The following is a 15,384-nucleotide window of genomic DNA, read 5'->3' as shown; positions in this document are numbered from 1 at the left end:
TTTGCTGCACTTGCTTATTTTTCTTCACTTTCTGTACTTGCTTTTCTTGCTTCCCCTGCTTCACTTGCTAAATGCTTCCTTTACTCATCCCACGTTCTTTCAGGGAATGAAGTCTTCTTGCCAAACGGTCGAACCTGTCGCTCATCACCGGAGTCAGATTTTCAAAAGCAATTCCCAGAGAACAAAATTCAGGGTTTTGTCTCGAACGAACAACTCTGGATGATATCTGAATATATTTTTCGCCGTCAACTTCAAAAGTAACGAGAAGTTTTACTCCGAGAGGAAAGCACTTGTTTGTCATAACACTTGCGCCGCCTGCCGAGAAATCAACAAACCTTCCGACTATTAAAGAAGGATCTTCAGGCTCGGTAATTTCCACAGGAATACTTACACGCACCCTTATATGAGCTCGTTTATTTTCCAGACCCATCAATCACTCCACGAAACATTGCTGCTTCAATCTCCGGTTTTTTTGCTTTTATTATTCCGGAAATTACGGCTATACCGTCAGCTCCTGCTTTCATAACATCTTCCGCATTATCTTTTTTAATCCCGCCTATTCCTATAACCGGGATATTTATTCTTTTTTTTATATTACTTATTATATTCAAGCCAAGAGGTTTTCCATACTTTGCTTTTGAGGTTGTAAAATATATCGGCCCGATAAAAACATAATCAGCGCCTTCTTTACAGGCTTTTTCTGCATCCTTTAGACTGTGGCAGGACTTTCCAAGCAGTTTGGTCTTACCAATTATTCTCCTGGCATCCCTTACCGGTATTGAAGAAGATGTAAGATGCACCCCGTCAGCACCGGAAGCCAGAGCAATATCACATCTGCCGTTCACAATAAACGCCATTTTACCCGCCGCCTTTTTTATTTTTTTCGCTAGAACAAGGAGTTCCGATGTATTTTCAAGGTCTTTTTCACGAAGCATTACCGCATCTGCACCTCCCGCCGCAGCAGCTTTCACAACACCGGAAAGAAGAGAGATTTTACTGAGCTGTTTTCTGTCGGTAACAAAACAGAAGGAAAACATTATCTTGCGCTGCCCTCCTTCTTGTCCTGAGGTTTCTTTTTCACCTCTTCCATCTTCTGTCTTCGGGTTTTTCTATCTCTGTTTACTTTTTCTTCAACCCCGTTTTTGCTGTAAACTATATCTAATTTTTCCAAAAGACATGAATCATTCACATAAAGATCCTGTTCGTATAAAGCTTCAAACTTATCAGGCAGAGGCGCTACTGTCGTAATAAACCTTCTTGAGACAACTTTACCCTCCCAATCGGTAACATATTGCTTTAAATCCACTTTTATTGATTTTGGTAAAACCGCATACGGATTGCTTACAAGCGTAATCTCCTGGTTTATTATAATTCCTTCAGCCGAAAGAGGTTCGTTAAATTGATCCAAAATCTGATAAGTGGTAAATGTGTTGTATCCGTAAATATCGGGTCCTTCCTCTATTTTATTGTCACGCGAAATCTGTTTAAAAACCAACGGCATTTTAACGTAAGTACGCCTGGATATTTCAAAGGTCTTCTTTTCTTTTTCACTTTCCAGGATATAGGTTAATTTTATCTCAACATCATCTTTCTTTTGACTCACTTTTCTTGTCTTAAATTTCGCTTCAGATTTAGAGGTATCTTCCGGTATGGCAAAAACACTTTCAGTCCCCCTCATAACTTCCCATTGATACCTTGTTTCTTTGACTTGATTTGGAGCGCATTTGAATAACCTGGCAGAACCCGGACCGTCACAGAAGAAAAGAAGAGGCTGATCAAGAATCTCGCCGCCAAACACTGCTACTTTTTTAATAAAAGTACGGGTAACTGTACCTGAGTTATCCCGGGCTATTATTGTAATCAAAGCCGGATTGGTCTTTGACGGAGAAGTAGGTGCTGTCCATTTTGCCTTAATAGTATCCTGGACAATTTCCAGTTTCCCGTTTCCATCATGGCTCCATTCATATTTTATACCGTCTTTAGCCTCGACTAGAAGTTCAACCGTCTCGCCAACCTTCGCAATTGAATCATAGCTTGGAAATTCGTAGCCAGGTGCAGCAGTGATGATTTGGGCGAACGAAATTGAACAGAGGATCATAAGACCAGCTAAAATTCTCATTATCATATTATATCTCCTTGATTCAGTAAAATTACAAATGACGAATTACAAACTACAATATATTGAGGTATATGACTCCTTATATTGTCATTTGTACTTTATCCTTTGTACTTATTATTAGCATTATACTTATTGAATTTTTTTAAACAACCTAAAGAATTCAGGAAAAGAAGTCTTCACACAGGCCGTATCTCTTATTTCCGACTTTCCTTCGGAAACAAGAGCAAGTACCGCCATGGACATTGCAATCCTGTGATCACCATAGGAAATGCTCTTTGCTCCCTTGGGTTCCGAACTGCCGTAAACAATAAAACCGTCTCTAAACTCTTTTGTCTTTACTCCAAATTTATTTAACTCTGTACAGAGGGTCTTTATTCTGTCGCTTTCTTTTACTCTTAATTCTGCCGCATCTTTAAAAACCGTCTTTCCTTTTGCCAGAGCTGCGGCAACGGCAAGAACCGGTATTTCATCAATAAGCCTGGGAATTACCTTACCTCCTATTACAGAACCTTTCAAACGGCTTGTTTCTACAATCAAATCCGCCGCCGGTTCAAACCTTATATTTCTTTTATTTACTATCCTTATTTTTGCGCCCATCTTCTTAAGTACATCTATTATACCTGTCCTAGTCGGATTAATCCCGACATTTTTGAGGACCAGTTTCGAGTTAGGAGTGATAAGTCCGGCTACAATAAAAAAAGCCGCCGAGGAGATATCACCCGGAACTTCAATTTTTCTGCCCTTTAGCTCCTGCCCGCTCTTTACACAGACCGTATTGCCTTTTACTGCAAGTTTAACTCCGAAATATCTAAGCATTCTTTCCGTATGGTCGCGTGATTTTTCAGGCTCAGTCACACACGTCTTCCCGTCCGCATAAAGTCCGGCCAAAAGAATTGCCGATTTTACCTGAGCGCTCGCAACTTTTGATTTAAAGTTAATCCCTTTAAGCTTTCCTCCGGTAACCGTAAGCGGAGTATAGTTACCGCCGTCTTTTCCTGTAATGGAGGCACCCATCTCGCGAAGCGGGTCTGTAACTCTTCTCATCGGCCGCTTGCAAAGCGATTTATCACCGGTAATTTTTGAGGTAAACGGCTGCGCCGCCAAAATCCCGAGAATCAGCCGTGTAGTTGTTCCGGAATTATTCGCATTTAAAATTGTCTTTGGCGCTTTTAATCCAAAAAGTCCTTTTCCAAAAACAACAACCCTGTCACCTTTCCGTACTATCTTAATCCCCATCTTTTTAAAACTATCCATAGTGGAAAGACAGTCCTCTGACTGTAAAAAGTTCAGGATAACCGTCTTACCCTTAGCTAGAGAGCCAAACATAATACTCCGGTGGGAAATGGATTTATCGCCGGGAATCCGGATAAGTCCGGACAGATTGACAGCTTTATGTACGATTAATTTTTGCAATTTAGCCTCAAGTTATAATCTTTGTCCATAACGTCTGTAAAAGTCTATAAAGGTCCATAAAAGTCTTTTTTTAACTGTGGCATTATTATATTACAAGCACAGACACTGGATCCCAGATTAAAGCACTCTGGGATGACAGAATTATTCTTTTTCTGTCACTTTGCTCCCTTTTTCCACTTTATCCACTTAACCCACTATTTTCAACAAATTAAATCCTGACTTCTTGTCGTACTCTCTGACTACTTTTGTTTCCAGTTCTATGATTACGCCTTCCAGAACAAGGTAGGCTTCGCTGCCGGTCCTTAGACAACCGACGTATGTCTTTTTTCCCCGGCCCAACGCCAAGTGAATATGGACTTTTGGTTCTTTACCCATGAGGAACATCGTTCCGAAGGCGACTACTTCATGAGCACCTTTTATTTTTTGCCAGACTGGTACCGGAGGGATACAGGTTTTCTTCGGACCGGTCACTACTTTGCAGTTCTTAATACCTCCGGTCAGATGAATTATTCCCGCTTTGATCTTTTCTTTTTTGGCTGTTTTTATAAGACCTTCCAGGACATCATCACCGTCATTAAACCGAAGGACATAGATATTTTTTATCTTGCCTTTTGTGTAATCCATTAAAGGCTCTCCCTCTTTATCTTCGCTTCTTTAAGTAACTTTATAATCTCTTTTGACTTTCCTCTTTTGATTGCCTTTTCGAGTTTTACCGTTTGCCTAATAAAGGCCTTCATGCTTTTGCAGACATTTATTTTATTTGCCAGAGCTATCTCCGCCCACACCTCGGGATTTGAAGCCGCAATCCTTGTCGTATCTTTAAAGCCCTTACCGATAAGCGCCAATAAATTTTTATTTTTATTAATCACAGAGACTGACATGGCAGCCGCCACGAAATGCGAAAGATGACTCGTAGCCGCAAGAATTTTATCATGTTCAGCCGGTTTTAAAGTAATTACTCTTGCCCCGAGTTTTCTCCAAATGTTTACCACTTTCGTAAGCGCCATTCTATCAGTCAGTTTATCCGGAGTAACAGCGCAAACAGAACCTTTAAAGAGATCAGGACAGGCAAATTGAACTCCGCTCTTTTCTGAACCTGCTATCGGATGCGACCCCACAAAATAAGTATAAAGCGGAAGGTATTTGTTTGCCGCACTTACTATGTTTTCTTTCGTGCTGCCTCCATCGGTAACAATAGCCCCGGCCTTCAGGTAAGGACCAATCTTTGTAAGCATATCTTTTATATGAAGAACCGGAGTAGCCAGAAACACCAGATCCGCTTCCCCGAGAATCCAATAATCCAGAGAATATTCGGTTATCGCGCCAAGTTTTACAGCATTTTTTAGCCTGGCTTCATTCCTGCCGATTCCTATTACCCTGCAGGCAAGTTTTTGTTTGCGAAGCGCCATCCCAAAAGCCCCGCCGATAAGTCCGACTCCTATTATTGCAACTGTATTAAATTTTTTCATAAATCCCGCCTGTAAAAAAAGATAGTTAATAAAGTTTGTAAGGTTTATAAGGTTCATAAAGTCTTACACTAAGGGGGTATTAGTATCTTTAAAACAACCCTCATTTTAACTGATTATGTATAGTATAAACAAAATAACAGACAAAGTCCATAACGTAAAAACCAAAAGAAAAGGGCGCCTTTTCAGCGCCCTCTTTTATATTTTTCTTCTTTTACCTTATGGACCTTATAGACTTTTACAGACGTTATAGACTTGTTCTTAATATACCTCTGTCCCCTGTGTTCTTGTCATTTCCCTGTACGCTTCAATCAGTTTTTTTGTAATCGGGCCGGGTTTTCCATTTCCGATATTTCTTGTGTCCACATTAATGACAGGAATAACTTCTGCTGCTGTACCGGTCAAAAAGCATTCATCAGCAACATACATATCCACCATAGTGAAAGGTTTTTCCGACGCTTTGTAGCCCATATCTTTTGCCAGTTGCATAACCGTATCTCTCGTAATACCTTCAAGAGCTCCGATATAAGTAGGAGGAGTAATAAGCTCACCATTTTTAACAATGAAGATATTATCACCCGTGCATTCCGCGACATAACCCTCGCGGTTAAGCATGATTGCTTCCAGCACTTCGGCATTGTTGGCTTCTATTTTCGCAAGAATATTGTTCAAATAATTCAGCGACTTAATCATCGGATTAAGAGCTTCAGAAATATTTCTTCTCGTTGAGACACAAATTACAGGGAGGCCCTCTCTATAAAATTTTTCAGGATAAAGAGTGATACTTGCCGCAATTACAAAATAAAATGCTTTCGGACATTTTACAGGATTTAACCCCAGATCCCCGACACCCCGTGTTACCACAACTCTAATATAAGAATCCTTGAGTTTATTTTTTTTGATGGTAGCCACTATTTCCGCTTTCATCTTTTCTTTGGAGATAGGAATATTCATGGTGATAGCTTTAGCCGAAGTATAAAGACGTTCAATATGCTCATCCAGTTTAAAAACTCTTCCGTTATAAGAACGAATACCTTCAAAAACCCCGTCACCATACAGTAAACCGTGATCAAAAACCGAGATAACAGCTTTTTCCTTACGAACAAATTTTCCATTTAAATTAATGATAGAACCCATGAAAGCCCCCTTTAAAATCAATTACTAACTACTAAATTCTAAATCCTAAACAAAATCATTGTATTTATATTAATTAACTCCGTAAAGTTTAGTTATTAGTGCTTAATTCTTAGTCATTGTTTATAATTTAGTGCTTAGATCTTAGTTATTGAGTTATATTTTATTATACAACTTTCCCGTCTTTCATTTCAATTATTCTTTTGGAGAGTTTGGCAAATTCCATATTATGGGTAACTAAGACAATAGTCTGGTTTTTAGTTACGTTTATTCTTATAAACAGGTCTATTAGCAGATTGGCATTTTCAGTATCAAGATTTCCCGTCGGTTCATCCGCAAGCAGGATATCCGGATTGTTAATCAATGCGCGGGCCATTCCGACTCTCTGTTGTTCTCCCCCTGAAAGTTCCCCGGGCCGGTGGGTCATACGGCTTCCAAGCCCCAGTTCGTTTAAGAGTTCTTTAGCCCTTTCCTCGGCATCCAGGCCTAAAATCATTGCCGGCATCAGCACATTTTCAAGCGCAGTAAAATCAGGTAATAAGTTATAGAACTGGAAAACAAAACCTATCCTCTGATTCCTCACCGCAGAAAGCACGGTATCGTTCATTTTGTAAAGATCACTGCCATTAAGGTAGACATTTCCAAAAGTCGGATTTGAAATACCGCCAAGTACATTTAATAACGTGGATTTTCCGGCACCGGAAGGGCCCAGAAGAGTAACAAGCTCACCCTTTTCCACTTCCAGATTAATACCTTTAAGAACTTCTACACTCGTATCACCCAGTGTAAAAGCTTTATGAACATCTTTGGCAATCAGTACTTTTTCACTCATAACGCACCGCATCCACAGGATCCATCTTTGCCGCCTGTCTCGCAGGATATAGAGTAGAGATAAAACTAAGAAGGAGCGAAACTCCGACTATCAAACCGATATCAAAGATCTTCAACTCCGCAGGAACATGATCGATATAATACACTTCCCCGGAAAGAGGGATAAGATGATATTTTTGCAGCAACATGGAAAGGGTTATCCCGATGACCGCGCCCATAAAAGTCCCAACCATTCCAACTACCATTCCCTGGTAAATAAATATTTTCATAATTCCTCGCTGAGACACTCCGAGCGTCCGCAGGATTCCGATGTCTTTTCTTTTTCTCATAACCATCATTATTAAACTGCTGAGAACATTGAATGCTGCAACAAGTATTATCAGGGTAAGAATTATCCCCATAACTATCTTTTCAAGTTTAAGAGCTGAAAAAAGGTTTTTGTTCATAACCATCCAGTCATAAACCCCGAGATTGCTGTCGATATTTCCCCGGAGGTCCTTATCTATCTCTTTTACACTGTAAATATCCTTAACCCGGATATCTATACCGCTGATCCTGCCGGGTATTTCGAATAGCTGCTGAGCATCATGGAGATAAATATAGGCAAATGTCGCATCATATTCGTACATCCCGGATTTAAAAATACCGACCACTTCATATTTTGCGAATTTTGGTATCATTCCAAGCGCAGTCGTCTTGAATATAGGAGTGATTATCACCACTTCATCGCCGACCCTGGCGTATATCCTAGCCGCAAGTTCTTTACCAAGAATAATACCGGGCTTTTTATCCTGAGCAGGAAGAAGTATTTTTGTTTCAGTATCACAAACCTTTGGCTGCTGCAGGGGATCGACACCCCAAAGAGCCGCACCTTCCGTGGTCGACCCTATTTTCATCATACCCTGAGAAAACACAAAAGGAGTCGCCGAAACCACACCTTTCGTTGCCTTTGCTATATCAACAGTTCGCTGGTAATCAGGAATAGCTCTGTAAGTTTTATCATAAATTACAATGTGGGATTTAATACTGAGTATATTTTCTCGAATATCCTTCTGAAAACCGTTCATAACGGCTAATACGATAATAAGAGAGGCGACACCAAGAGTGATACCGCCCAAAGAAATAAAAGTAATAATAGAAAAAAAGGCCTGCTTATTCTTTGCCCTTAGATACCTTAGGCTGATAAAAAGATCATACGCCCTCTTCATCTTTAGGCCTCATTTGTGGAAAGAGAATTACATCGCGAATAGAAGGGGAGTTAGTAAAAAACATCACCATACGGTCAATACCGATACCAAGTCCTCCCGCCGGAGGCATTCCATGTTCAAGCGCGGTAATATAGTCGTAGTCAACTTTTTTAAGCTCCGCTTCTTTTTCATGGTCTATCTGTTTTAAAAATCTTTCTTTCTGGTCAAGCGGGTCGTTTAACTCAGAAAATGCATTTGCAGTTTCCCTGCCGAATATAAAAACTTCAAATCTCTCAACCAGCATATCATCATCCCTTTTCTTTTTGGCCAGAGGAGAGATCTCTATCGGATAATCCTTAATAATAGTCGGCTGAATGAGAGTCGGCTCCACTATCTTCTCAAAAAGTTCATTTATCAACTGTCCTTTAGACACAACAGGTGCCGTTTCAATATTTTTTCCGGCACAAGCCGCTTTAATTTCATCAAAGCTAAGATTTAAAACATCTATGCCCGTCACTTCCTTAACGGAATCAGACATGGAAATCCTCTTCCACGGCCGCGCAAAGTCTATTTCTTTTTCCTGGTAAACTATCTTAGTTGTCCCGAAGATATTCTTTGCCACATATTCAAAAATCTCTTCCGTAAGGTCCATCATATCATTATAATCCGCATACGCCTGGTAAAGTTCAAGCATCGTAAATTCAGGATTATGTTTAATGGAGATACCTTCATTCCTGAAGTTCCTGTTGATCTCAAATACCCTCTCAAACCCGCCGACCAGAAGACGTTTTAAATATAATTCCGGAGCAATCCGCATGAAAAGTTCGATACCCAGAGCATTATGAAAGGTCTTAAACGGTTTTGCCGCAGCTCCCCCTGGAATAGAGTGCATCATCGGAGTTTCCACTTCAAGGAAACTTTTTTCTTCAAGGAATTTCCTGATAAGTTTAATAATACAGCTTCTGGTATAGAACGTGTCTTTAACTTCGGGATTTGCTATCATATCCAGGTATCTCTGACGGTAACGAATCTCAACATCCTTAAGTCCATGCCACTTTTCCGGAAGCGGAAGCATTGATTTTGAAAGAAGCGTAAGCTCACGGACCCTGATAGTAACTTCTCCTGTCCTGGTCTTAAAAATATCGCCCTTAGCTCCGATAAAATCACCAATATCCAGTTTTTTAAATATTTCCCACTGCTTTTCACCCAAGAGGTCCATTTTGAAATATATCTGTATCAAACCTGCGCCGTCTTTTATATGAGAAAAAGCCGATTTACCATGCTCGCGAAGGCTCATAATCCTTCCGGCAACCGCGTAAATATCCTCTTCCAGGTGCTTCCCGATCTCCAGATCTTTGTACTTTTCAGTAAGTTCTTTACTCTTCCCGGTAGGATCAAACTTATAAGGATAAGGATTTACCCCTGCTTCCCTGAGCTTTTTAACCTTTTCTGCCCTTTCCTGAAATATCTCGTTTTCCATATTCTAACCACCTGTTTTTGAAATTACCGATTTTCAAGTATTGTACTATATTAGCCGTGATTTTTCAAATAATATCACGGCTGATGACACAGATGGGTAGTGAGATGGCACAGATAGCTACAGATAGAGTAATTAGCTTAACGCTTTTACTTTATGGACTTTACAAACCTTATTAACCTTATGGACGAATTCTATAAGGCATCCTTGTCTTCGCGGTCAGGCATCCGTGCCCGAATCTAGTCAAAAGAAAATAGATATTGTATATTATAATCTTATTAATCACTTTCCCTATGTTGGCATGATGTTTGCTTATTAAAGCAGGTAGAAGGTAAAATTGATCCAAAAGGAAGGTAAATATGAGAAACAGTGGTAAAGAGATAGAAACATTGATTATGGCATTTCTTTTGCTGGCTCTTCTGCCTTTAGACCTATATGCTGATAATATAATAAAAGCCGCCTCGAATGTCGAGGCTGTTGATGCCGGTGAGGATGCGAATATCACGGTTAACGTAACAGACCTTAAAGATTACGCCATTAACCACGCCCAGGTAACATTTTCTGTCGTATCGGGCGGCGGTTTTGTAAAACCGGAACCTGTTTTCACTAACTTAGCAGGCATAACACGAACGGTCTTTACCACCGGAAATACGCCCGGAATGAATATTTTAAAAATAGAAGCAGATACAACCGACCCGGTCTTTATCAGTATTAAAGGAATGGACTCACCACCCCTGGATTTTTCCGTAAACATTGATCAAGAGATATTCTATCCTGAGACCTCAGGCAGGATTACCGTTTTTGTAAACAACACCAAAAATAGACCTTGCTCTAATGTCCCTGTAACAATCAATTCTACAAAACTGATGGTACTAGAGCAGTCTTCTGGAAAGACTGATGCCGGAGGTAAATTCTGTACAGGTGTAAAGGCCGGAAAAAATACGGGAACAGTCAAATTGGAAGTATCCGCAGGCACTCTTTCCTCTCAGATTAAAGAGATATCCATCATCCCCTCTCCGATAACTTCTTTTCAGACAACGGCCGAATCTTACGATATCTTTACAAAAAGCAGTACAACCCTCAAAGTAAAGGTGGAAGACATCCGCAAAAATCCTGCTGCAAACATAAAAGTAAGTTTTTCGGTTACCGAAGGCGCCGCACGGTTTGAACCCGCGGAAGCAGTGACCGCGGCTGACGGAATCTGTTTTGTTAAACTCAGAAGCGGTGATGCAGAAGGAACTATAGTGGCCGGGGTAAAGTTAATCAATGAAGAAAGAGCAAAAGATTTGGAGCCGGCTCTTTTGACTATAAATGTAACCAGTCTCATTTTACCTCCGGCAAAGCTGGAACTTAAAGCTAATCACTCGTTTGTGACGGCAGGAGATGAGGTAACTTTAACCGCAGCGGTTTTCGACAAAAAAGGGAATCCCGTTACGGGCGCCGCCGTAAATTTTAAAGTGTCAGCAGGCACCGGCAAGCTCAGTTCTAAAATTGTCTATACAGGTAAATACGGCAAGGCTGTCCTCACGCTTCGAACAGGTGCTAAAGCCGGTGTAAACTCGGTAAGAGCCTCATGTGAAAAACTTCCCGCACAGGCAGTATCCGTTAATACCGAAAGTCAAATAGTTCTCGCCAGAAAAAATGCGGGGACTCCCTCCAAGCTGAATGTTTACCTGTCGCAAAAATCAGGCAAGCCCGCTGTTTGCGCTCTTATAACGGATTCCAATTATCTTCCGGTCAAAGGTGTGCAAATGTTTTTTAATATAATCAAAGGTAAAGGCAGTCTGGCGGCCCTGTCGACGAAAAGCGACGCGAATGGACTTGCATCTGTCATTCTGAAGCCGGAGGGTTACGGCACCCTGGACATCAGGGTAAGCGTAAACTCCGGAATTGTACCAAAAGATATTTCATACAAGAACATTTCTCCGGTGCATTTCAGTTTTACCCCACTTTCCGGAATATTTACCGTGCTTTTAATGATTTTGGTTTTACTTCTGAATAAGAGGGTTAAACTTCGACATATTGATACATTCACCGGCTTGAGAAATGAACTGTCTGCAAAATATCAAATAAAAAAGGCAATAAAATATAAGAAGAAATTCACAGCCATATTACTGGACCTCAATAACTTTAAATATTTCAATATAGTTAATGGTTATGAAAAAGGAAATGAACTTATACGCGCCATAGCCGATATATTAAAAATAAATACCGGGCATTTAGGCACTGTTTACCATCTTGGCAGCGATGATTTTATGGTATTAATAAAGAAAAATAAGGCGGAGGGAGTTCCGGAAGAGCTCGCTAAAAAAATAGCAGAAAAGATAAAGTCTTTCTATCCTGAAGAAGAGCAGAGAACAGGCCTTGTGCATATAGAAGAAAAGAGCAGAAAGGAACTTCCTCTTACTTCGGTTTCCCTGGCAGTTATGGATAGCAGATTCTTCCCTGTATCGAATTTCAACGAGTTCATAGACAAAGCCGAGAAGGTCATGAAAGCGGCCAAGATCAAAGACGGTAATGGAGTAGCCCATAATATTGACTCTAACCCGGACATTGGCAGGCAATATAAGATAGGCTGGTTTACCGTCTTAAGTTTGCTTTTTGTTCTCTTACTGCCTTATTCTTCTCAGGCAAAGGAGCCCCAGATGAATTTAGGCGCCTGGTCAAGCTCCCAATCGGCCGGAACAGGTAAAACTGTCAAAATAACTGCGCATGTCTCCGATCCAAAAGAACACCCGGTATCAAATGCTTTTGTAGTATTCTCGGTGGGAAAAGGAGACGGATATGTCAAAGACAGTTATAGTATCACCGATGACAGCGGCAACTGCTCTGTCATTTTCTTTACCGGAAAGACAAAAGGCATAAACACTATAAATGTTTACAGCAATGGACTGCTTCCGGTTGAAGTAAAAGTAACCGGAAGGCAAATGGGGATGGAGGTTCTTAACTATTCTCTCACCTTTCTTCTTCCATTCTGCATATTCCTCCTTCTGGTGAAGATCGTAAATATGCTGCTTCTTCTGAGAGGAATCGATAAGGACAGCGGTTACCGTACCCGTTTCTTTGCTGAAAAGAATATTAGAAATCTGAGCAGAGAGAGCGGTGACTTTGTAACCACTTTTATCCAATTCAGGGATTTTCGAGAATTCTGCAAGATCTACGGATACCACAAAGGCGATAAGGTCATTAAGAATTTCTCAAAATGCATAAAGAATTCTGTGCTTGAAGCCAACGGAAAACCCGAAGAGATCTTTTATTACTGGAAAGACAGATTCACAATTGTATCCGGATCAATGGATCCGGAATTGTTCACCAAGTACCTGATAAAAAACATGGAAATCATGGTCCCCCTTCTCTGCTCTAACAGAACAGAAAACTATTCTACTCTTAATTTGCTGATAGCCCGGATAGAGAGTTCCCAACTTAAAGTAAAATACCTTGAAGAAATAATGAATGCAGGTGAAACTCTTATGAATAAAGCAAAGGGAAATACCGGTAATTTTGACCTGAGTTATTCAAAATATCTATCTGACGAGAAGGCCAAAATATCCGCGGAGGCAGCCACTGCCGGGGCCGTGAAAAAAGCACTTCCGGAAAAGATTGATGTAGAAGCAGTACAACCTGAAATTCATATGGAGCCTTCAATGGAAGAGATAAACACGGAAGAGGAAAATAAATATGCACTTGACGAAAAAAAGGCCGCCGAAGAATTGAAAGAAAAAGAGACACAAATAAGGATGCAGACCGAAAACGCGAGAAAACTGGATATGGAATTACGCCTCCAGAAAGAAATAAAAGAATACAATGAAAAAGAAGCAGAGAAACACATGAAACTCGAGGCAGAAAAAAAAGCCATACGGGAAGCTGAAATAAGCCTGAGAAGAGAAAACGAGAAACGCGTTATGCGCGAGTTAGAAAATAGAGCGAAGTTGGAAGCTAAAGAGGAAATGGCGAAGAGAGAAACCGAAAAAAAAGCTCTCAAACTTGCAAAGAAAATGGCAAAACGGGAGGCTAAGGAAAAAGCCCGCTTACTTGCAGAACAAACGGCTATGCGGGAGGCTGAGGTAAAAGCCCGCTTACTTGCAGAACAAACGGCTATGAGGGAGGCTGAGGTAAAAGCACGCATTCTTGCTGAACAAACGGCTAAGTTCAAGGCTGAAGAACTGGCAAGGCTCCTGGAGGAAACTGAAAAGACCAATCATTTTGAAGGCGAGAACGTACTTGAAGAAGACACAAAATATTATAATAACAAGGAAATATCCTGTCTTGAACAAAAGGTAGCTCAGGATCCGGAGAACATTGAACTCCATGTCAAACTCTCGGATCTATACTACGCAAACAATATGCATCAGAAAGCCGTGGAGAAACTACTTTTTCTGGCGGACAACTTTTTTGAAAGCAAACTTTACAAATACGCTCTGAAGTTTTACCTGCGTATTGTTGAGATTGACCAAAACTACCTGCCTGCAAAGATAAAAATTGCCCGAATCTATATTCAGAGCGATATGGACAGGGAGGCAAAATTCGAATTGTTGAGTATTTCCGAACTCTATCTGGTACAAGACAACATGGAAAAGGCCGAGGAGTTCGCTAACCAGGCAATAGAATTCAAAAGTCTTGAAGCTCATTATATTCTGGGCGCTGTATATTATAAACGCGGTCTTTTGAAGGAAGCTGCCGAAGAAATGATAACTCTGTTAAAGATAAAACCAAAACATTTAAAAGCTCTGCAATGCCTTTTCTATTCCCGTATGGCATCTAAGGATTTTATACAAGCTTTGACCGCTTACGAAAAGATATCGGCTGTTGAAGCTAATCCGGGGGAAAATTCCAAAGATTGTCCGAATGAGAGTTTTGCTAAAGAATGCATGAAGTTTTTGATGAACGAAGTGGATGCCCTCGTGCAGAAGAAACTTGTTTCCGAAGCAGTCCAACTTACACAAATCATAATTGATAAACTGCCTGAAAATATCGAGGTAAAGGCCAAAATGGCCTCCCTGATGGAAGTAAAAGGCCTACCCAAGGAAGCAGCCCAGAGTTATAGAAAAGTAAGTGTTTTCTATCTCGGGCAGAAACAAAGAGCTGAAGCAGAAAAATACAGTAAAATGGCTGACAAACTTGACCCGCTGCCGGCTGTTAACACTGTCGCAGAACCGGGAGAAAAGGCAAAAAAGAACGCGGTGTCTTATCTTTAAAACAAGCAGCAGATATACTTTTACTTGTTTTAGATCATATTTCTCTTCATCGGTTCTAAAGATCATTTCCTTAAACTATGATTTTGTTTTTTTTAAATAAATATTATGAGTATATTCTAATACCAGGTCTGTACCACACGCTATTTTGAAACTTTTTATGACAAAATGCTGCTTTTATATGAACTAAATATTTTAAAAATCGCATTTTTAACATAATTCAGCGGAAGTTGGGCTAGATACAGGCACTTTTAAATTTTAAAGAGTGCACTTTTAAAATTTAGTTAACAACAAAAAAAGGCCGGTGAAAAACCGGCCTTTTTTATATATCTCTCTCAGTCTCTTTCTGTTTTTTTACTCTTGCTTCTTTTACTTCCCTTTCTTCACTTGCTGTCCTTGCTTTCTCTGCTTTTCTTGCTGCTCTCTAGAACTTCATTCCCACAGATATTTTATGGACAAAACCCATGTCCCCGAAAGGTACTAAACCGTAATCCAGGGTGTAGGTTGTCCAGTTAAAACCTAATCCAAAGGTAAAACCTTTGAACCCTGTCACTTCGTTTATGCT

11 protein-coding genes are annotated in these 15,384 nt (G+C 40.3%); 1 reads left to right on the top strand and 10 read right to left on the bottom strand.

Annotation, left to right across the window (positions count from 1 at the left end):
- Nucleotides 1–67 precede the first annotated feature (67 nt).
- The 10 genes from A2536_03410 to A2536_03365 form a co-directional block, all read right to left on the bottom strand.
- Nucleotides 68–430, bottom strand: coding sequence for a hypothetical protein (locus tag A2536_03410; protein ID OGF47110.1), 363 nt, complete (start codon nucleotides 428–430; stop codon nucleotides 68–70).
- Entirely contained in the window at nucleotides 414–1,037 is a 624-nt protein-coding gene (locus A2536_03405; protein OGF47109.1) for a thiamine-phosphate diphosphorylase, read from the bottom strand. The genes A2536_03410 and A2536_03405 overlap by 17 nt, the downstream gene beginning before the upstream one ends.
- Complete coding sequence (locus A2536_03400; protein ID OGF47108.1) at nucleotides 1,037–2,125, bottom strand: hypothetical protein; 1,089 nt, start codon at nucleotides 2,123–2,125, stop codon at nucleotides 1,037–1,039. The genes A2536_03405 and A2536_03400 overlap by 1 nt, the downstream gene beginning before the upstream one ends.
- A 123-nt stretch (nucleotides 2,126–2,248) precedes the next feature.
- Entirely contained in the window at nucleotides 2,249–3,532 is a 1,284-nt protein-coding gene (locus A2536_03395; GenBank protein OGF47107.1) for a 3-phosphoshikimate 1-carboxyvinyltransferase, read from the bottom strand.
- Between the two features lie 186 nt (nucleotides 3,533–3,718).
- Entirely contained in the window at nucleotides 3,719–4,156 is a 438-nt protein-coding gene (locus A2536_03390) for a hypothetical protein (protein OGF47106.1), read from the bottom strand.
- The gene (locus tag A2536_03385; GenBank protein ID OGF47105.1) at nucleotides 4,156–5,001 is read right to left on the bottom strand and encodes a hypothetical protein; all 846 of its coding nucleotides are present in this window, start codon (nucleotides 4,999–5,001) and stop codon (nucleotides 4,156–4,158) included. Before A2536_03385 ends, A2536_03390 begins: the two co-directional genes overlap by 1 nt.
- Before the next feature lie 258 nt (nucleotides 5,002–5,259).
- On the bottom strand, nucleotides 5,260–6,135 hold the full coding sequence (locus A2536_03380) for a branched-chain-amino-acid transaminase (protein ID OGF47104.1): 876 nt from the start codon (nucleotides 6,133–6,135) through the stop codon (nucleotides 5,260–5,262).
- A 163-nt stretch (nucleotides 6,136–6,298) separates the two neighbouring features.
- Complete coding sequence (locus tag A2536_03375; GenBank protein OGF47103.1) at nucleotides 6,299–6,964, bottom strand: lipoprotein ABC transporter ATP-binding protein; 666 nt, start codon at nucleotides 6,962–6,964, stop codon at nucleotides 6,299–6,301.
- A complete protein-coding gene (locus A2536_03370) occupies nucleotides 6,957–8,171 on the bottom strand; it encodes a hypothetical protein (GenBank protein ID OGF47102.1) in 1,215 nt (404 codons plus the stop codon). Before A2536_03370 ends, A2536_03375 begins: the two co-directional genes overlap by 8 nt.
- Nucleotides 8,155–9,630 (bottom strand): lysine--tRNA ligase, encoded by a 1,476-nt coding sequence (locus A2536_03365; protein OGF47101.1) that lies wholly within the window; start codon nucleotides 9,628–9,630, stop codon nucleotides 8,155–8,157. Before A2536_03365 ends, A2536_03370 begins: the two co-directional genes overlap by 17 nt.
- Before the next feature lie 356 nt (nucleotides 9,631–9,986).
- Here A2536_03365 and A2536_03360 point away from each other — a divergent pair, with 356 nt between their 5' ends.
- Nucleotides 9,987–14,822 carry a hypothetical protein gene (locus tag A2536_03360; protein ID OGF47100.1) on the top strand — a complete coding sequence of 1,612 codons (4,836 nt, stop codon included), beginning with the start codon at nucleotides 9,987–9,989 and terminating at the stop codon, nucleotides 14,820–14,822.
- Nucleotides 14,823–15,384: the final 562 nt, after the last annotated feature.

The sequence above is a fragment of the Candidatus Firestonebacteria bacterium RIFOXYD2_FULL_39_29 genome, assembly GCA_001778375.1.
In the GTDB taxonomy this organism is placed as follows: domain Bacteria; phylum Oederibacteriota; class D2-FULL-39-29; order D2-FULL-39-29; family D2-FULL-39-29; genus D2-FULL-39-29.
Note: the sequence above shows the minus strand (reverse complement) of the source record. Positions and strands in the feature narration are given on the sequence as shown.

Coding starts and splice junctions, on each gene's coding strand:
- A2536_03410 (OGF47110.1), bottom strand. CDS start 430: ATGGGTCTGGAAAATAAACGAGCTCATATAAGGGTGCGTGTAAGTATT.
- A2536_03405 (OGF47109.1), bottom strand. CDS start 1,037: ATGTTTTCCTTCTGTTTTGTTACCGACAGAAAACAGCTCAGTAAAATC.
- A2536_03400 (OGF47108.1), bottom strand. CDS start 2,125: ATGATAATGAGAATTTTAGCTGGTCTTATGATCCTCTGTTCAATTTCG.
- A2536_03390 (OGF47106.1), bottom strand. CDS start 4,156: ATGGATTACACAAAAGGCAAGATAAAAAATATCTATGTCCTTCGGTTT.
- A2536_03385 (OGF47105.1), bottom strand. CDS start 5,001: ATGAAAAAATTTAATACAGTTGCAATAATAGGAGTCGGACTTATCGGC.
- A2536_03380 (OGF47104.1), bottom strand. CDS start 6,135: ATGGGTTCTATCATTAATTTAAATGGAAAATTTGTTCGTAAGGAAAAA.
- A2536_03375 (OGF47103.1), bottom strand. CDS start 6,964: ATGAGTGAAAAAGTACTGATTGCCAAAGATGTTCATAAAGCTTTTACA.
- A2536_03370 (OGF47102.1), bottom strand. CDS start 8,171: ATGAAGAGGGCGTATGATCTTTTTATCAGCCTAAGGTATCTAAGGGCA.
- A2536_03365 (OGF47101.1), bottom strand. CDS start 9,630: ATGGAAAACGAGATATTTCAGGAAAGGGCAGAAAAGGTTAAAAAGCTC.
- A2536_03360 (OGF47100.1), top strand. CDS start 9,987: ATGAGAAACAGTGGTAAAGAGATAGAAACATTGATTATGGCATTTCTT.